Source organism: Pseudomonas californiensis (assembly GCF_021147775.1).
GTDB classification, from domain to species: domain Bacteria; phylum Pseudomonadota; class Gammaproteobacteria; order Pseudomonadales; family Pseudomonadaceae; genus Aquipseudomonas; species Aquipseudomonas californiensis.
The window spans coordinates 433,321-450,783 of record NZ_JAGTPK010000001.1; the positions used below are offsets into that span (position 1 = coordinate 433,321).

A 17,463-nucleotide genomic window follows, 5' to 3' on the forward strand; every position below is an offset into this window, starting at 1 on the left:
CCGCTGATTCATCTGCTGGCGAGCACTCATGCCTCAACACCGTCCCTATAAAGTTGCGCTGAACGGCTATGGCCGTATCGGTCGTTGCGTCGTGCGTGCGCTGTGCGAACGAGGGGCGAAAGCGGGTTTTGAAGTGGTCGCCATCAACGATCTGGCCGACATGGCCAGCCTCGAATACCTCACGCGCTTTGACTCCACCCACGGCCGGTTTCCCGGCGAGGTCAGGGTCGAAGGGCAATACCTGCACATCAACGATCACCGGATCAAGGTGCTGCGCAGTGCCACGCCCGAAGGCATCGACTGGGCGGGCCTGGAAGTCGATCTGGTGCTGGAGTGCTCCGGTGTCTACAACACACGCGAAGACGGTCAGCGCTTTCTCAATGCCGGCGCGCCGCGTGTGCTGTTCTCACAACCCATGGCCAGCGAGCGCGATGTCGACGCGACGGTTGTGTTCGGTATCAACCAACAGCAACTGACCGGCAGGGAGCTGCTGGTATCGGCCGCGTCCTGCACCACCAACTGCAGCGTGCCTCTGTTGCGGCTGCTGGACCAGGCCCTGGGGCTTGAGTACATCACCATCACCACCATCCATTCGGCGATGAACGATCAGCCGGTGATCGATGCTTATCACCATGAAGATTTGCGTCGCACACGCTCGGCTTTTCAGTCGATCATTCCGGTCTCCACAGGGCTCGCCCGAGGAATCGAGCGACTGCTTCCGGAACTTGCCGGCCGAATTCAGGCCAAAGCAGTTCGCGTACCGACCGTCAATGTGTCCTGTCTGGACATAACATTGCAGACGGCGCGCGACACCGATGCCGTAGACATCAACCGTATTCTGCGCGAGGCCGCCACCAGCGGGCCGCTCAAGGGTTTGCTGGCTTACACTGAGTTGCCGCACGCCAGCTGCGATTTCAATCATGACCCTCATTCGGCGATTGTCGATGCGAGTCAAACCCGCGTGTCAGGCCCCCGGCTGGTCAACCTGCTGGCGTGGTTCGATAACGAATGGGGTTTTGCCAATCGAATGCTCGACGTCGCGGACCACTTTCTGCGCGTCGCTGACCAACAACAGTAAAAAACAGGAACGCCTCATGACCGTGTTGAAGATGACCGACCTCGATCTGCAAGGTAAACGTGTACTGATTCGCGAAGACCTCAACGTCCCGGTGAAGGACGGTGTTGTCAGCAGCGATGCACGTATTCTTGCTTCGCTGCCGACCATCAGGCTGGCGCTGGAGAAAGGGGCTGCCGTCATGGTGTGTTCGCACCTGGGCCGTCCCACCGAGGGCGAGTTTTCTGCCGAGAACAGTCTCAAACCTGTCGCTGACTACCTGAGCAAGGCGCTGGGCCGTGAGGTTGCGCTGGTCACCGATTACCTGGACGGCGTTGACGTCAAGCCGGGCGATGTCGTGTTGTTCGAGAACGTGCGCTTCAACAAGGGTGAGAAGAAGAACGCTGATGAGCTGGCGCAAAAATACGCCGCGCTGTGCGACATCTTCGTGATGGATGCTTTCGGCACTGCTCACCGCGCCGAGGGCTCGACCCATGGCGTGGCCAAGTTCGCCAAGGTCGCTGCTGCCGGCCCGTTGCTTGCCGCCGAGCTGGATGCACTGGGCAAGGCGCTGGGCGCACCTGCGCAACCGATGGCCGCCATCGTTGCCGGTTCCAAGGTGTCCACCAAGCTGGACGTGCTCAACAGCCTGAGCTCGATCTGCAATCAGTTGATCGTCGGCGGCGGCATTGCCAACACCTTCCTGGCTGCGGCCGGTCACAAGGTCGGCAAGTCGTTGTACGAGCCGGACCTGCTGGACACTGCGCGTGAAATCGCCGCCAAGGTCAGCGTCCCGTTGCCAACCGACGTGGTGGTTGCCAAGGAATTCTCGGAAAGCGCCACGGCCACCGTCAAGCTGATTGCCGATGTCGCCGACGACGACATGATTCTCGACATCGGGCCGCAGACGGCTGCGCACTTTGCCGAATTGTTGAAATCTTCCAAGACTATTCTGTGGAACGGCCCGGTCGGCGTGTTCGAGTTCGATCAGTTCGGCGAAGGCACCAAAACCCTGGCCAAGGCCATTGCCGAAAGCCCGGCGTTCTCCATCGCAGGCGGTGGTGACACACTGGCCGCCATCGACAAGTACGATGTGGCCAAGCAGATTTCCTACATTTCCACCGGTGGCGGCGCTTTCCTGGAGTTCGTGGAAGGCAAGGTTCTGCCCGCGGTTGAAGTGCTTGAACAACGCGCCAAGGCCTGAATGCCAGGCTTGGGCAAGGAGCAGCAACAAATGGTCAGGGGGTTACCGTTGGTTCTCATTGCAGGTTTGCTGGGCGGTTGCGCGAGCAAACCCGAAGCCGAGGAGGCGGAGAGCGCCTCCCTGACTCATGTGCTTCATTTGAGTTGTTATCAGGCAGGCTGGCAGGCTGAGACTGTGCCGGTCATTTACAAGCGCGGCGGTCAGGAGGTGTGGGATCGTTACGATTTCATGCCCAAGGCGGGTGAGGTCGGTTGCCCCTGAACCTGGCGATAGCCTGTTTCTGGCAACATACACGAGCGCAAGCGGTCATTAAGTGGTGGATATTTTTTCTTGAGAAGGAGTTTCGCCATGAAGATCGCTACGCTTGCACTGGTCAGTTGTATGGCACTGGCTGGATGTGCCGGTACAGGCTCTCACGACAAAGCCTGCAAAGTATTCAGCCCGGCATCCGTCGATGTGCCAACGACCGAGAATACGCAACGGGTCGAAGCGCGCGTCACGGGTGAACCGGCCGATGATCGTAATCAGGAACAGAACTGTCCCTGACACACCGAAACCGCAGGCACGCGCCGGGTTTCGCAGGGCAGGCCAGGAGAAGTCATGAAAGGCTTGATTGTCCTTGGGGCATTGGCGGTGCTGGGCGGTTGTTCGAGCATGAGCACACCGCAGCAGAACGATCCGTGGAACCGCTGGGTCTGCGACAGTAACGCCGAGGTCAATTGGCGTTACGTGGACTCGGCCAAAAAAGAAGTCGATGTACGTTTGAACCAGAGCGATCAAGTGTTCAGGCTCAAAGCCGAACCGGGCGCTGCCAGCGGTACGCTTTACAGCAACAATGTGCTGGCATTTGCCAACAAAGGTAGCGAAGGCCTGGTTTACTGGGACGCTACCAACGATTTGATCGGTCGCGGCTGCAAGGCCAGATAAGTCGCAGCCGATGCACTGCACGCAAGGTCCATGGCCTGCGTAAAACTTGAACAGCAGCCGCCACTACGGCAGGCTTGCACGATTAACGACCCTACCGGGAGAGAAACAGACAATGGCACTTATCAGCATGCGCCAGATGTTGGACCACGCAGCCGAGTTCGGCTATGGCGTTCCAGCTTTCAACGTAAACAACCTGGAACAAATGCGCGCCATTATGGAAGCGGCCGACAAGACCGACTCCCCGGTGATCGTCCAGGCTTCGGCCGGCGCCCGTAAATACGCCGGTGCCCCGTTCCTGCGTCACCTGATCCTCGCAGCCATCGAAGAATTCCCGCACATCCCGGTCGTGATGCACCAGGATCACGGCACCAGCCCTGACATTTGCCAGCGCTCGATCCAGTTGGGCTTCAGCTCGGTGATGATGGACGGCTCGCTCGGTGAAGACGGCAAAACCCCGGCCAGCTACGAATACAACGTTGACGTGACCCGTCGCGTCGTCGCGTTCGCTCACGCCTGTGGCGTGTCCGTGGAAGGCGAGCTGGGCGTTCTGGGTTCGCTGGAAACCGGCATGGCCGGTGAAGAAGACGGCGTTGGCGCAGAAGGTATCCTGGATCACAGCCAGATGCTGACTGACCCGGAAGAAGCCGCTGACTTCGTCAAAAAGACCCAGGTCGATGCGTTGGCGATTGCCATCGGCACTAGCCACGGCGCTTACAAGTTCACCAAGCCGCCGACTGGCGACATTCTGGCGATCGAGCGTATCAAAGAAATCCACAAGCGCATTCCCAACACGCACCTGGTCATGCACGGTTCTTCGTCCGTTCCACAGGAATGGCTGAAGATCATCAACGAGTTCGGCGGCGACATCAAAGAAACCTACGGTGTGCCGGTCGAAGAAATCGTTGAAGGTATCAAGCACGGCGTGCGCAAGGTCAACATCGACACTGACCTGCGTCTGGCGTCCACGGGTGCCATCCGCGAGTTCATGGCCAAGCACCCGAGCGAGTTCGACCCGCGCAAATACCTGGCCAAGACAGTCGTGGCCATGCGTGACGTCTGCATCGCCCGCTACGAAGCCTTCGGCACTGCCGGCAACGCTTCGAAGATCAAGCCTATCTCGCTTGACGCCATGTTCGAGCGCTACGCGCGCGGCGAACTGGATGCCAAGATCAACTGAGTGTTGATCCAGTGATAGAAAACCCGCAGCGATGCGGGTTTTTTTTGCCTGCTTGTTCAGTGTGATCACGTGTACTCAAGAGGCTGCTGAACAGGCGCTGAATCCTGATTGAATGCAAGGCCCTCTTCGTCAGCCTGTGCGTCGCCCTTCCCAGCGTGCCCGAAAATGGCTATGCGCTTTTCATCAGGCCTGCGCACGCCGCTTTGTATGCCTCGTGCTGATACTTGTTCAGTGTCTCGGGCAGGGCGAAATCGTGTTTTTTGTTCTGGGCGTTGATGGTCTGTGGCGAGATCAGCACCACGTTGCAGTCGGACAGCAACTGGAAGATAGTTTCGATCTTGAACGTGGTCGGGCCGCCTGCGAATTCGCCTTTCTTGCTGCGTTTCTTGATCGCGATATGACTGATGCCGTTCTCGCGCACAAAGCTGGCGATCCGGGTCGAGAACGCTTTGACGTTTGCCGACTCATCGTCATCGTCCAGTGCAATCTTCTTTGTCGCCAATGGCAGATGCGCGATACCGCTGCTCTGTCGGGTGGCCAAAGCAAAGATGGCCTCGCTGCCTTTGATTTCTACGCCGCAAATGATCATGAGAAAACCTGAAAAAGTGATTCATAAAAGAAACAGGTTATCTCATCGTAGGCGTTATTCCTGTGCAATCGACTCCAGATATTCCGAGCGCTCGTCACTCATGCGTGCCACGCAGTCGTTTTCACTGATGGTGAACGCCTTGCTGCCTGCGGCAGATGGAAAGACTTCCACCGCGCAATCGGCGTCACGCAGCTTCTCCCAGGCTTGCTGGGCGGTTTTGAGTTTGCTGGTGAAGTCGTTGAACTGTGTCTTGTTGGCGACGAACTGCGACTGAACGCGCTGTAGCAGGTTCTGGAAGTTTTCTTTGAGCAGCTCCTCCGCGGTGTGTCGGCTGTAGGTCGAGCACTCGAGGGTCTGGTTGTCGCTGTCGACGCCGTCACACGGCGTGCTGTCAGGGTTTTGAGCGGCTTGTGCGCCTGTCGCGACCGTCGCCGCAAGGGCCAGGGTCAGGAAAATCGTTTTCATTGAGTCGCTCCGATCCATTGATTGCATGAATTCTGTCTCAAGCGCGCAGTAATGAACAGGTTTACGACACAGCCTGGTCGTGCGCTGTCGACCTTTGTCGCTTCTTGACGCTTTCGGCAAGCCCTCTGTCGTTTTTGCACCCGGCTCGCCCGACCCTCCGGCATATGCTGACCCCAATAGCGCCGACAGCCGATTCGGTGCGCGAAAACCTAAAAGGGGACAGCCTGATGAGCCCAGCCGAACTGCACGCCGACAGCATCGTTATCGACGGGCTGATCATTGCCAAGTGGAACCGCGAGCTGTTTGAGGACATGCGCAAAGGCGGTCTGACCATGGCCAACTGCACCGTTTCGGTGTGGGAAGGTTTCCAGGCCACCATCAACAGCATCTGCACCAGCCAGAAGCTGATGCGTGAAAACAGTGACCTTGTGATGCCGGTTCACACCACTGCCGACATCCGCAAGGCCAAGGAGCTGGGCAAGACCGGCATCCTCTTCGGCTTTCAGAATGCGCACGCCTACGAAGACCAGATCGGCTATGTCGAGATCTTCAAGCAGCTGGGCGTGGGCATCGTACAGATGTGCTACAACACCCAGAATCTGGTCGGCACCGGCTGTTACGAGCGTGACGGCGGCCTGTCAGGCTTTGGTCGTGAAATCGTCGCCGAGATGAACCGTGTCGGCGTGATGTGCGACCTGTCCCACGTGGGTTCGAAAACCTCCGAAGAAGTCATTCTCGAGTCGAAGAAGCCGGTCTGCTATTCCCACTGCCTGCCGTCCGGTCTCAAGGAACATCCGCGCAACAAGTCCGACGCTGAACTGAAGTTCATTGCCGACCATGGCGGTTTTGTCGGTGTGACCATGTTTGCGCCCTTTCTGGCCAAGGGTATCGAGTCGACCATCGACGATTACGCCGAAGCCATCGAATACGTCATGAATATTGTCGGTGAAGACGCCATCGGCATCGGCACCGATTTCACCCAGGGGCATGGCCAGGACTTCTTCGAGTACCTGACCCATGACAAAGGCTACGCACGTCGCCTGACCAGCTTCGGCAAGATCATCAACCCGCTGGGTATTCGTACCGTGGGCGAGTTTCCGAACCTCACTGAAACCCTGCTCAAACGCGGTCATCCCGAGCGCGTGGTGCGCAAGATCATGGGCGAAAATTGGGTGAATGTGCTGGCTGACGTCTGGGGCGAATGATCGCTTCTGGAGCCCGCTGCCCCCGTCGATAGCTGTTCAAGGTCCTCACGCGCTCCGTGTAAGGCCTCCATTGCTCCCCCGTCGGCGGCAGTTCCAGACCCCCATCATTTGGCTTGTTTAATCAAAAGCAAAGCAAAGGCTTTGTTTGACACTACGAATATCTGGAGTTTGTCCCCATGGCCAAAATCGCCCCGCAACTGCCCATCGAAGTCGACAGCGAAACCGGTGTCTGGACCTCTGATGCGCTGCCGATGCTCTACGTCCCGCGTCACTTTTTCGTCAACAACCACATGGGTATCGAAGAAGTGCTGGGCGCCGATGCCTACGCCGAAATTCTGTACAAGGCGGGTTACAAGTCGGCCTGGCACTGGTGCGAGAAAGAAGCCGAATGCCATGGTCTGGAAGGCGTAGCGGTGTTCGAGCACTACATGAAGCGCCTGTCGCAACGTGGCTGGGGCCTGTTCAAGATCCAGGACATCGACCTGGAGGCCGGTACCGCCAGCGTCAAACTGGAGCATTCCTGTTTCGTGTACGTCTACGGCAAGGTGGGACGCAAGGTCGATTACATGTTCACCGGCTGGTTCGCGGGTGCCATGGACCAGATCCTTGCTGCCCGGGGCAGTGCCGTTCGCACCGTGGCCGAACAGGTCTACGGCGGTTCTGAAGAAGGTCACGACGACGGGCTGTTCATCGTCAAACCGCTGTAAGTCGAGGTTCGCGTTATGGCTTTCGAAGCGATGTTCCAGCCGATCCAGATCGGCAAACTCACGATCCGCAACCGCGTGCTAAGTACTGCGCACGCTGAGGTCTATGCCACCGATGGCGGCATGACCACCGACCGTTACGTGAAGTATTACGAAGAGAAAGCCAAGGGCGGCATCGGGCTGGCAATTTGTGGCGGCTCTTCCAGCGTGGCCATCGACAGCCCGCAAGGCTGGTGGAAATCGGTCAACCTGGCCACCGACCGGATTATTCCGCATTTTCAGAATCTGGCCGACGCCATGCACAAGCATGGCGCCAAGATCATGATTCAGATTACCCACATGGGACGGCGTTCGCGCTGGGATGGCGATCACTGGCCGACCCTGCTGTCGCCCTCGGGTATCCGTGAGCCTGTGCACCGCGCGACGTGCAAGACCATCGAGCCGGAAGAGATCTGGCGCGTGATCGGCAATTACGCCAGCGCAGCGGCACGGGCCAAGGCCGGTGGGCTGGACGGCGTCGAGCTGTCGGCAGTGCACCAGCACATGATCGACCAGTTCTGGAGCCCGCGTGTCAATAAACGCACTGACGAGTGGGGTGGCAGCTTCGAAAACCGTATGCGTTTCGGTCTGGAAGTGCTCAAGGCCGTACGCAAGGAAGTCGGACCTGACTTCTGCGTTGGGCTGCGTATCTGTGGCGATGAATTCCATCCCGATGGCCTCAGTCATGAGGACATGAAACAGATCGCCAAGTATTACGACGACACCGGCATGATCGACTTCCTGGGTGTGGTGGGTTCGGGTTGCGATACGCACAACACCCTGGCCAACGTCATTCCGAACATGAGTTATCCACCGGAGCCGTTCCTGCATCTGGCGGCCGGTATCAAGGAAGTGGTCAAGGCGCCGGTGCTGCATGCACAGAACATCAAGGACCCCAATCAGGCGACGCGCATTCTGGAAGGTGGGTACGTCGACATGGTCGGCATGACCCGCGCGCACATTGCCGATCCGCACCTGATCGCCAAGATCAAGATGGGCCAGATCGACCAGATCAAGCAGTGCGTCGGTGCCAACTACTGCATTGACCGCCAGTACCAGGGCCTGGATGTGTTGTGCATCCAGAACGCCGCAACGTCCCGCGAATACATGGGCGTGCCGCACATTATCGAAAAGTCCACCGGACCGAAACGCAAGGTGGTGATCGTCGGTGCCGGTCCTGCCGGTATGGAGGCGGCGCGTGTGTCTGCCGAGCGCGGCCACGACGTGACGCTGTTCGAGAAAAAGGAATTTATTGGCGGGCAGATCACGACCGCGTCGAAAGCGCCGCAGCGTGACCAAATCGCTGGTATCACGCGCTGGTTCCAGTTGGAACTGGCCCGTCTGAATGTTGATTTGCGACTGGGCACAGCGGCCGATGCTGCGACCATTCTCGACCTGCGGCCCGATATTGTGGTGCTCGCGGTGGGCGGTCATCCATTCGTCGAGCAGAACGAACACTGGGGCGCAGCCGAAGGGCTGATTGTCAGTAGCTGGGACGTGCTGGATGGCAAGGTTGCACCGGGCAAGAACGTACTGGTCTACGACACCATCTGCGAGTTTACCGGCATGTCGGTTGCTGACTTCCTGGCCGACAAGGGCAGCCAAGTCGAGATCGTCACTGACGACATCAAGCCGGGTGTCGCGATTGGTGGCACCTCGTTCCCGACCTACTACCGCAGCATGTACCCCAAGGAAGTGATCATGACCGGCGACATGATGCTGGAAAAGGTCTATCGCGAGGGCGACAAGCTGGTGGCCGTGCTGGAGAACGAATACACCGGTGCCAAAGAGGAGCGGGTGGTCGATCAGGTGGTGGTTGAAAACGGTGTGCGTCCGGACGAAGCGATCTACTACGCGCTCAAGGAAGGTTCGCGCAACAAGGGCCAGATCGATATCGACGCGCTGTTCGCCATTCAGCCGCAGCCTTCGCTGAGTCAGCCGGGTGATGGTTACCTGCTGTTCAGGATCGGCGACTGCGTGGCGCAGCGTAATACCCACGCTGCGATTTATGACGGTCTGCGCTTGTGTAAAGACTTTTGATCCTGTGGACCGGGTTTGCCTGCGATAGCGGTGAGTCAGTTGACCCACGTCGACTGAGGACATGCATTCGCGAGCAAGCTCGCTCCCCACGGGCATCGAGCAAGACATCCTGACCTGCAAGACCCGAGGTCTTTGGGAGCTTCACCTATGCTGAACACCCTTCTCCCCATTCTGCTGTTTACCGCCTTGGGTCTTGCCGTCCTTGGCGCGGTGCGTCGTGCCAACCTGTGGCGTGCAGGACGGGCGTCGAAAGTCGATCTGCTCGGCGGGTTGCTGGCCATGCCCAAGCGCTACATGGTCGATCTGCACCATGTGGTCGCCCGCGACAAATACATTGCCAATACGCACGTCGCTACCGCAGGCGGTGCCGTCGCCTCCATCGTACTGGCGATTCTGGTGCATGGCTTTGGCCTGCATAACCGGTTGCTGGGGTATGCATTGCTGCTGATGACGGCGGTGATGTTCGTGGGTGCGGTGTTCATGTATCTGCGTCGGCTCAACCCACCTGCGCGTCTGTCGAAAGGCCCCTGGATGCGCCTGCCGAAAAGCCTGATGGCTTTCTCTGCAAGTTTTTTTGTGGTGACACTGCCAATAGCGGGCATTCTCCCCGAGCACTTTGGTGGTTGGGTGCTGGTGGCCATTCTGGGTCTGGGCGTGTTGTGGGGCGTCAGTGAACTGTTTTTCGGCATGACCTGGGGCGGGCCGATGAAGCATGCGTTTGCCGGCGCCCTGCACCTTGCCTGGCATCGTCGCGCCGAACGCTTCGGCGGCGGACGTTCGACCGGTCTGAAACCGCTGAACCTGAGCGACCCGACTGCACCGCTGGGCGTGGAAAAACCCAAGGATTTCACCTGGAACCAGTTGCTGGGTTTTGATGCCTGCGTGCAGTGCGGCAAATGCGAGGCCGCTTGCCCTGCGTTCGCTGCAGGCCAGCCGCTCAACCCCAAGAAGCTGATTCAGGACATGGTCGTGGGTCTGGCGGGCGGTACCGATGCGAAATTTGCCGGCAGCCCTTACCCGTCCATTGACGGCAAAGGCAAGCCTGTCGGCGAGCACCGCGGCAACCCGCATCAGCCCATCGTCAACGGCCTGGTGGACGCTGAAACGCTGTGGTCCTGTACCACGTGCCGCGCCTGTGTCGAGGAATGCCCGATGATGATCGAACACGTCGATGCGATCGTCGACATGCGTCGTCATCTGACGCTGGAAAGGGGCGCAACCCCGAACAAGGGCGCCGAAGTGCTGGATAACCTGATCGCGACCGACAACCCCCGCGGCTTTGCACCTGGCGGTCGAATGAACTGGGCTGCGGACCTGAACCTCAATCTGCTCAGTGAGAAAAAGACCACAGACGTTCTGTTCTGGGTCGGTGATGGCGCGTTCGATATGCGTAATCAGCGCACCCTGCGTGCCTTTGTCAAAGTTCTGAAAGCTGCGCGTATCGATTTTGCCGTGCTGGGTCTGGAAGAGCGCGACAGTGGCGATGTGGCCCGACGTCTGGGCGACGAGGCGACCTTTCAGATGCTGGCCGGACGTAATATCCAGACCCTTTCCCGATACAGTTTCAAACGGATCGTCACCTGCGACCCGCACAGTTTCCATGTGCTGAAAAACGAGTACGGCGCGTTTGGCTGCGAATATCAGGTGCAGCACCACAGCACCTTCATGGCTGAACTGGTTCAGAGCGGTGCGCTCAAGCTTGGCCAGCATAAAGGCTCCAGCGTGACCTATCACGACCCGTGTTACCTGGGCCGCTACAACGGCGAATACGAGGCGCCGCGCGAGGTGCTGCGTGCGCTGGGTATCGAGATCAAGGAAATGCAACGCTCGGGTTTCCGCTCTCGCTGCTGCGGTGGTGGTGGCGGCGCACCAATCACCGACATTCCCGGCAAGCAGCGTATCCCCGATATGCGCATGGAAGACATACGCGAAACGGGCGCCGAACTGGTCGCTGTCGGTTGTCCACAATGCACCGCAATGCTCGAAGGCGTGGTTGAACCCCGACCGTTGATCAAAGACATTGCCGAACTGGTGGCTGACGCCTTGCTGGAAGAAGTTATCCCCAGCTCATCGGCGCCCACCAGACGTGAACCTGCGGAGGTGCTGTGATGAGCGACATTATTCGCCGCGACCCGCGTGCCGAGTGGATTGCCCGCAACCGCCTGCACCCGCTGCATGCGGCTATGCAACCCGCGCAGACCAGTTGGATGGGGCCTAACGGCCTGATGCGCAAGAACGTCCATGGTCTCGGTTTCATCGGTCCGAACGGGATCAAGCGCATCGACCGCAGTGGCGCGCAGCAAGGCGGCACCGTCAAACGCAGCGCCACCGCCGACGTGCAGTTGCCGTTGCATCAAGTGCCGGAACCCGCGTTTTACATCAGTGTGGTTCCCGACATGGTCGGTGGCCGTCTGAGCAGTCATGACCGAGATCTGTTCGGCCTTGCCCGGCAATTGGCAGGCTCGGATGGTGCGGTGCTGGCTGTGGTTTTCGGCGAGCACAAGGAAACCGGTTTCGACACCGCTGGCGTCGATCGCCTGTTGCTGCTCGACGGTAGCGAGTTCAGCGGCTATTCCCCAGAACAACGCGTCCAGGGTTTGCGAGCTGTGGATAACCAGTTCACCCCACGTCACTGGCTGCTGCCCGACAGCCGCACCGGCGGTGGCGAGTTGGGACGACGTTTTGCCGCCAGTGTGGGGGAGCGTCCTGCTACCCGAGTCTGGCAGGTCAAGGGTGATCAATGCATTGGTCGCGCAGGTGCCGGACGCGAAGACTTGGTCCGCCCGCTTGCACGGCTGATTCTGGCGGCGGTGGAGTGTGCCGAGCCTGTTAGCGACACTCGTCACGAGGTCCTTCCCGTCGAGTTATCCACAAGCGTGGCGCGCAGCTTGTCGCGCATCGAGGATCTGGGTGCCGTGACGGTCGATCCGGCGGTTATCCCGATGGCAGAAGCTGAATTCATTTTGTCGGGCGGCAACGGTGTCAAGGACTGGAACTTGTTCCATGACGCTGCAGCAGCGCTGGGCGCGACTGAAGGCGCTTCTCGCGTGGCGGTCGACGACGGCTTTATGGGCCGCGAACGGCAGGTTGGCGCCAGCGGTACCTGGGTCACGGCAAGGGTTTACATGGCCGTCGGCATTTCGGGGGCTATCCAGCATTTGCAAGGCATTGGCGCCTGCGACAAGGTCGTGGCGGTCAATCTGGACGCCGGTTGTGACATGGTCAAACGTGCCGATCTTTCCGTGATTGGCGAAAGCGCGGCCATCCTGAAGGCGCTTGTCGCAGCCGTCGAAGCCTGGCGCAACCGGGAGAAACGTGATGCGGCCTGAAGTGAATAAATCGTCTGTGGACAAGTCAGCCGTGCAGGTCATCAGCCTGGTGTCAGTAGGCGCTCACCCCACCTCGGGGCGCCCACGACGTGCCGAGCAGGATGCACGTGCTGTAGAACTCGGCCTGCAACTGGTTGGGGATAACTTGCAGGTGGTGCATGCCGGCAATGCTGAGGAGGCCTCGCTCCGCGCCTACCTCGGCATGGGCCTGAGCGAGCTGCACGTACTGGAACAGCCCCCCGGTGCTGACGCTGTGGCTGTGCTGACCGATCATATTCGCCACTCCGCTGCGCAAGTGGTGTTAGCCGGTAGCCAGGCGGAAACCGGGGAAGGCTCTGGCATGTTGCCGTTCCTGCTGGCTGAAGAACTTGGCTGGCCGTTGGTAACCGGGCTTGCCGAAGTCGAATCGCTGGATAACGGTACGGCGTTGGTACTGCAAGCCCTGCCTCGCGGCCAGCGCCGTCGTCTCAAAGTGCGCCTGCCATTTCTTGCGACTGTGGATAACGCCGCTGCAAAACCGCGTCAGAGCGCCTACGGCCCGGCTCAGCGTGGCACTTTGGGCGTAGAAGATGTCGAGGTGGTTGTGGATGAGTTACTCACAGGCCAGTCATTGCAGCCTGCCAAGCCGCGTCCCAAACGCTTGAAGGTCATCAAGGCCAAGAGCGGCGCCGACCGCATGAAAGCCGCAACGGCCAAGGCCAGTGGCGGCGGTGGGCAAGTGCTCAAAGGTTTGAGCCCGGAAGAGGGCGCAGCGGCAATATTGAAATTGTTGGTGGAAGAGGGTGTGGTTAGGTAAGGCCTAGCGTGATAAGGGTGAGCTTGTTAGAGGTATCTGGCAGCAAACCTGAAGGCAGGTGCAAAACTCTGGCGGTTTAGACACACAGAGACGTAGCGGCTGCTGCTGAGAGGCCCAAGTCACCGGAAGTGCTTTTTGCTGTCAAAGTCACGACTGAAAGTACGGCGACTCAGTAGCGCGCTGGCATATGTATAAAGTGTGCCAATGGTTAGTGCGTACGTCACAATGTATGACTGCCGTTCGGTCCGCTAACCTACGGCAGTATTGAAGCTAGTAAATCGAGCAACGCAGAAAGTAATTTTTTATAACGCTACTTAGAGAAATCGTGCATAGCATAAAAGCTACTAAAAAGATCAGCTTCTTAAGCTCGGTTATAACGCTTTTTGACTGTGTGCGTAGTTTATAAATAGCAGGGTAGTAGGTCGCTATTAAAGCGCAGCACCCCATAAGGAAAATCATAGCGCCGTCGTTGCATAAGAAATGCATGTTGTTCCATAAGGATAAAGGAATCTGTGAAATTGGACTCGTCATTCAAGTCTTGCCATACAGTTTACCTGCTGTAGGGTCGGGTATGTCACGCACTCGGGCAACCCGACAGATGTAGGGGGGTAAGGCATTTCTGTGTCGTCTGATGTGACGAATTGCCCTCAAAATCATCTCCTCTAGGAGGGGGCTGGTCTGCACCTACACCGTCACTCTTGTAATTAAATCTGCGATGCTGCGGCAACTGTCGCCTCATCTGGGAAAACGCGGCCTCAAAACCTCGTCAGAGTGCTTACGGCCCGGCACGCTGGCTGTAGAGGAGGTCGAGGTAGTTGTGGACACGTTACTCACAGGCGCGTCTCTGCAACCGGCCAAGCCGCGTCCCAAACGCTTGAAGGTCATCAAGGCCAAGAGCGGCGCCGACCGCATGAAGGCCGCAACGGCCAAGGCCAGTGGCGGCGGTGGGCAAGTGCTTAAAGGCTTGAGCCCGGAAGAGGGCGCAGCGGCGATATTGAAATTGCTGGTGGAAGAGGGTGTGATTCGCTGAAATCGTATCCTGATCATTTACTTACGCACATTCCCTGTGCGTCTGCCTGTGGATAACGTGTTTGCGGGTTGCTGCAACCCGCGTAAACCTTGGGTCCTGAAGCTATGATCAAAAAACAGCCAGCCTAAGTCACGGTTTCTACAGGCTTTTCATATGTGGATAAATACCCCGATAGAGCATGAATCCATTTATTTTGCCCACAATCTCTGTTGGCGGCTCTGTGGACAACTTGTTCATGATCAGCTGCAGCCATCGGAGTACAAGGCTTTCCGAGGGCTGGTTAAAAAACGATCAAATTCTGACCCTGGGCGTTTTTGATTGTCGATATCCTTAGTCGCTAGGGCATTCAGCGGGTTTTCCACAGTCTGCACCGACTTTAAGGAAGTTGTACCAAAAGTCTGTTGGCCTTTCTGTGGATAACGTGTTCGCGATCCGCTGTAGGCCCTTTAAAACGTGACCTGCAGAGATTTGATCAAAAAACAAACACCTTGCTGTGTGACATACGCTTGTGAATAAGTCGCGGTTGCTCAAGATCCCTGTCACTGGCGAAACGACTTACCCACCTGTGCACAGCCATCATGTTGTGGGTAAGTCGTTTCTGATCAGTGCTGGGAGGATCCTGTTACTCACGCCCAGCTACTGTTTCAGGGGTGATCCTGAGGGCAGGTGTAATTCAGATCCCCATTCAGGTTGATGACAAGGTTTTTCACCTTGATTCTGATGCCTGCCTTGCAGACAGGTACGGGAACACCGCCCGAGGTACCTGCCGGCGTCGTTACGTTGATCGCTGCCGAAAGTCCCGAGCGGGTGCCTTGATCATCGATAGCTTCGATCTGGTAGCGGTACGTAGTGCGGGGCGTCAGGTTGGTGTCGGTGAACGGAGGATGGTCGATGATACCCACCGATACGCCGTCCCGGAAAAGTTCGTAACTGCGCACCGGATGGGGTCCTTGCGACAGCTGCCACAACAATGTCACGGACGTTGAGGTCTGTTCTCTGGAGCCAAACCCGGAGGGTATCGACGGCAATTCGGGAAGAGGTTCACCTTCGGTGATATAGCCGTAACGTTTGACGAATTCCCACCCATAGGGCACGCCATTCTTGTCTTTTCCGTTATCCCAGTTCACCGACCATGTCATCAGTCCGCGAATGGGATTGCCGTCCTCCTTGAGTAATGCCATCGCTCCTTTGACGTCGTCGGGGTCAATGACGTAACCCGTTGCCGCCGCATCATCGTTGGTAGGTAAACCAATGATAAACCTGTCGGCCGCAAGCGCTGAAAATCCACGAGTACCGTTAATGATGCTGTCAGTCAGGTAGTAAAGAAATTCTTCCTTGAACAGATCATCGTTTTGCGGGATCCATGCACTGATTTCGTCGACCCATATGCCGTCTCCTCCTTGATTGTAATATTGAGGTGCGATGAAGTCATACAGGTCGCTCAGTGCCTCGATATAGGCCAGATACTTGCCGTCTTCTCGCAAGTACGGAAACTCTGGCGCCATACTGATGATGAAGTGTTTGCCTTCCTGTTCGTAGTGCTCGCGCACCATTCTCAGTGCCGCAGGCAGCACCGTCTGGTTGGCGCCTGCATCAATAGCGCTTTGCTCAAGATCGATATCCAGCCCGTCGAAACCATAGACTTCCACGAGCCTGATGATTTCATACGCCAATGCCTCTTCACTGCCTGGGTTGAGGTGGATTTCAGCGTCAGCCCCGCCCAGGGAAATCAGCACCGCCCGTCCCTGTGCATTCAACTCACCCACTTGGGCGCGAAACTCGGCATCGGTATGTTTGTAGGGTTTGAACGTTGGCACACCCTTGCCTTTCATGAAGGCCACCACTACAACGTTATACGCTTCGGGTATATCGGTGAGCTCCATCTCTGTAAACATGCCTTGCTGATAACCCTGCCCGGGTCCCGGTGTCCAGTTATGCCAGAAGCCCATGAGGACATTTTTTCCGGACAGATCCGTCATTCCTGATGCCGCATCAGTGATGTGGTTTTTATAACGTTTGATCGCTTGAGGTCTGAACATAGTGATTGCTTCCTTTCAGGGTAGGTACACGCAGCAGCCGTGCACGGTATGGATTCCGTTCCACTTTGAAAGTAAGCGTAGCTTTTTATAGTGGGTACGCACTGAATAGGCAGCCACATCACCGCAATTGGATGATTTTACGACAGGTGGAGGGAGCAAGGGGGAGTGCGACGAAACGAACTGAACGAGCCCCATGAAAGACAGGACACCGTTCCCCCCTTAAGATAAGGGATAGGCAAACGGGTATGTTTATGACTAACAGCAACGATAAGGGTGGCGAGCTGCTCGGCCAGGAACGCCGACGCCGCTGGAGCACCGACCAGAAGCTGGCCATGGTTCGCGAGAGCCTCGAACCCGGACAAAGTGTATCCGTGGTGGCCCGGCGCAACGGCATCAATGCCAACCAGCTGTTCTTATGGCGCAAACTGTACCAGGACGGAAGCCTGTCGGCGGTGAGTGCTGGCGAAGCGGTGGTACCAGCGTCGGAGCTGAACGACGCGCTCAAGCAGATCCGCGAATTGCAGCGGATGCTGGGCAAGAAGACGATGGAAGCCGAAGTCCTGAAAGAGGCCGTGGAGATCGCCCGGTCGCGAAAATGGATTGCGCACTCACCCTTGTTGCCGGGGGACGACCAGTGAAACTGGTCAGCGATTGTCTCGGTGTGTCGCGCTCGCAATTAACGGTTCGAATCAAGCAATCGGCATCGCCCAAAGTACGGCGACGTCGGCTCGTGAACGATACGGAGTTGGTCGCCGAGATTAAGCAGCAAGTCAGCGAGTTGCCAAGTTATGGCTACCGCCGGGTTTGGGGGTTGCTGCGCCGCGAGCGTGAAGTCCAGTTACTGGCCCCGATCAATGTGAAGCGG

The 17,463-nt window shown here is 57.8% G+C and carries 14 protein-coding genes and 3 pseudogenes; 14 read left to right on the forward strand and 3 right to left on the reverse strand.

The window, feature by feature from the left end; translation table 11 throughout:
• Positions 1-28 precede the first annotated feature (28 nt).
• The 6 genes from epd (at position 29) to fba (ending at position 4,362) form a co-directional block, all read left to right on the forward strand.
• On the forward strand, positions 29-1,078 hold the full coding sequence (gene epd, locus KDX37_RS02055) for an erythrose-4-phosphate dehydrogenase (protein WP_231650978.1): 1,050 nt from the start codon (positions 29-31) through the stop codon (positions 1,076-1,078).
• A gap of 16 nt (positions 1,079-1,094) precedes the next feature.
• Positions 1,095-2,258, forward strand: coding sequence for a phosphoglycerate kinase (locus tag KDX37_RS02060; protein WP_231650979.1), 1,164 nt, complete (start codon positions 1,095-1,097; stop codon positions 2,256-2,258).
• A 30-nt stretch (positions 2,259-2,288) separates the two neighbouring features.
• Positions 2,289-2,519, forward strand: a complete 231-nt coding sequence (locus KDX37_RS02065; RefSeq protein WP_231650980.1) for a hypothetical protein — start codon at positions 2,289-2,291, stop codon at positions 2,517-2,519.
• Positions 2,520-2,606: 87 nt separating this feature from the next.
• Positions 2,607-2,804, forward strand: coding sequence for a hypothetical protein (locus tag KDX37_RS02070; protein ID WP_231650981.1), 198 nt, complete (start codon positions 2,607-2,609; stop codon positions 2,802-2,804).
• A 54-nt stretch (positions 2,805-2,858) separates the two neighbouring features.
• Positions 2,859-3,185 (forward strand): MliC family protein, encoded by a 327-nt coding sequence (locus KDX37_RS02075; RefSeq protein ID WP_231650982.1) that lies wholly within the window; start codon positions 2,859-2,861, stop codon positions 3,183-3,185.
• 112 nt (positions 3,186-3,297) lie between these two features.
• The gene (gene fba, locus KDX37_RS02080) at positions 3,298-4,362 is read left to right on the forward strand and encodes a class II fructose-bisphosphate aldolase (RefSeq protein ID WP_231650983.1); all 1,065 of its coding nucleotides are present in this window, start codon (positions 3,298-3,300) and stop codon (positions 4,360-4,362) included.
• 169 nt (positions 4,363-4,531) lie between these two features.
• On the opposite strand, the gene KDX37_RS02085 is transcribed toward fba, so the two are convergent.
• Both KDX37_RS02085 and KDX37_RS02090 read right to left on the reverse strand, forming a co-directional pair.
• The gene (locus KDX37_RS02085) at positions 4,532-4,951 is read right to left on the reverse strand and encodes a DUF3010 family protein (RefSeq protein WP_231650984.1); all 420 of its coding nucleotides are present in this window, start codon (positions 4,949-4,951) and stop codon (positions 4,532-4,534) included.
• A gap of 54 nt (positions 4,952-5,005) precedes the next feature.
• Complete coding sequence (locus KDX37_RS02090) at positions 5,006-5,416, reverse strand: lysozyme inhibitor LprI family protein (RefSeq protein ID WP_231650986.1); 411 nt, start codon at positions 5,414-5,416, stop codon at positions 5,006-5,008.
• A 227-nt stretch (positions 5,417-5,643) separates the two neighbouring features.
• Here KDX37_RS02090 and KDX37_RS02095 point away from each other — a divergent pair, with 227 nt between their 5' ends.
• The 7 genes and pseudogenes from KDX37_RS02095 to KDX37_RS02125 form a co-directional block, all read left to right on the forward strand.
• Positions 5,644-6,621, forward strand: a complete 978-nt coding sequence (locus KDX37_RS02095) for a dipeptidase (RefSeq protein WP_074814220.1) — start codon at positions 5,644-5,646, stop codon at positions 6,619-6,621.
• A 176-nt stretch (positions 6,622-6,797) separates the two neighbouring features.
• On the forward strand, positions 6,798-7,328 hold the full coding sequence (locus KDX37_RS02100; RefSeq protein WP_231650987.1) for a DUF5943 domain-containing protein: 531 nt from the start codon (positions 6,798-6,800) through the stop codon (positions 7,326-7,328).
• A 15-nt stretch (positions 7,329-7,343) separates the two neighbouring features.
• Complete coding sequence (gene dgcA / locus KDX37_RS02105; protein WP_231650988.1) at positions 7,344-9,404, forward strand: dimethylglycine demethylation protein DgcA; 2,061 nt, start codon at positions 7,344-7,346, stop codon at positions 9,402-9,404.
• Positions 9,405-9,551: 147 nt separating this feature from the next.
• Positions 9,552-11,513, forward strand: coding sequence for a dimethylglycine demethylation protein DgcB (dgcB, locus tag KDX37_RS02110; protein WP_231650989.1), 1,962 nt, complete (start codon positions 9,552-9,554; stop codon positions 11,511-11,513).
• The gene (gene etfA, locus KDX37_RS02115; protein WP_231650990.1) at positions 11,513-12,733 is read left to right on the forward strand and encodes an electron transfer flavoprotein subunit alpha; all 1,221 of its coding nucleotides are present in this window, start codon (positions 11,513-11,515) and stop codon (positions 12,731-12,733) included. The genes dgcB and etfA overlap by 1 nt, the downstream gene beginning before the upstream one ends.
• The gene (etfB, locus tag KDX37_RS02120; protein WP_231650991.1) at positions 12,723-13,529 is read left to right on the forward strand and encodes an electron transfer flavoprotein subunit beta; all 807 of its coding nucleotides are present in this window, start codon (positions 12,723-12,725) and stop codon (positions 13,527-13,529) included. The genes etfA and etfB overlap by 11 nt, the downstream gene beginning before the upstream one ends.
• Positions 13,530-14,272: 743 nt before the next feature.
• A pseudogene (locus KDX37_RS02125) lies at positions 14,273-14,559 on the forward strand (electron transfer flavoprotein subunit beta); the annotation flags it as partial.
• Between the two features lie 776 nt (positions 14,560-15,335).
• Here KDX37_RS02125 and KDX37_RS02130 read toward each other — a convergent pair.
• Positions 15,336-16,598 (reverse strand): annotated as a pseudogene (locus tag KDX37_RS02130) (glycosyl hydrolase family 18 protein); the annotation flags it as partial.
• Positions 16,599-16,849: 251 nt separating this feature from the next.
• Between KDX37_RS02130 and KDX37_RS02135 the strand changes: the two are divergent.
• A pseudogene (locus KDX37_RS02135) lies at positions 16,850-17,463 on the forward strand (transposase); the annotation flags it as partial.

Coding starts and splice junctions, on each gene's coding strand:
- epd (WP_231650978.1), top strand. CDS start 29: ATGCCTCAACACCGTCCCTATAAAGTTGCGCTGAACGGCTATGGCCGT.
- KDX37_RS02060 (WP_231650979.1), top strand. CDS start 1,095: ATGACCGTGTTGAAGATGACCGACCTCGATCTGCAAGGTAAACGTGTA.
- KDX37_RS02065 (WP_231650980.1), top strand. CDS start 2,289: ATGGTCAGGGGGTTACCGTTGGTTCTCATTGCAGGTTTGCTGGGCGGT.
- KDX37_RS02070 (WP_231650981.1), top strand. CDS start 2,607: ATGAAGATCGCTACGCTTGCACTGGTCAGTTGTATGGCACTGGCTGGA.
- KDX37_RS02075 (WP_231650982.1), top strand. CDS start 2,859: ATGAAAGGCTTGATTGTCCTTGGGGCATTGGCGGTGCTGGGCGGTTGT.
- fba (WP_231650983.1), top strand. CDS start 3,298: ATGGCACTTATCAGCATGCGCCAGATGTTGGACCACGCAGCCGAGTTC.
- KDX37_RS02085 (WP_231650984.1), bottom strand. CDS start 4,951: ATGATCATTTGCGGCGTAGAAATCAAAGGCAGCGAGGCCATCTTTGCT.
- KDX37_RS02090 (WP_231650986.1), bottom strand. CDS start 5,416: ATGAAAACGATTTTCCTGACCCTGGCCCTTGCGGCGACGGTCGCGACA.
- KDX37_RS02095 (WP_074814220.1), top strand. CDS start 5,644: ATGAGCCCAGCCGAACTGCACGCCGACAGCATCGTTATCGACGGGCTG.
- KDX37_RS02100 (WP_231650987.1), top strand. CDS start 6,798: ATGGCCAAAATCGCCCCGCAACTGCCCATCGAAGTCGACAGCGAAACC.
- dgcA (WP_231650988.1), top strand. CDS start 7,344: ATGGCTTTCGAAGCGATGTTCCAGCCGATCCAGATCGGCAAACTCACG.
- dgcB (WP_231650989.1), top strand. CDS start 9,552: ATGCTGAACACCCTTCTCCCCATTCTGCTGTTTACCGCCTTGGGTCTT.
- etfA (WP_231650990.1), top strand. CDS start 11,513: ATGAGCGACATTATTCGCCGCGACCCGCGTGCCGAGTGGATTGCCCGC.
- etfB (WP_231650991.1), top strand. CDS start 12,723: ATGCGGCCTGAAGTGAATAAATCGTCTGTGGACAAGTCAGCCGTGCAG.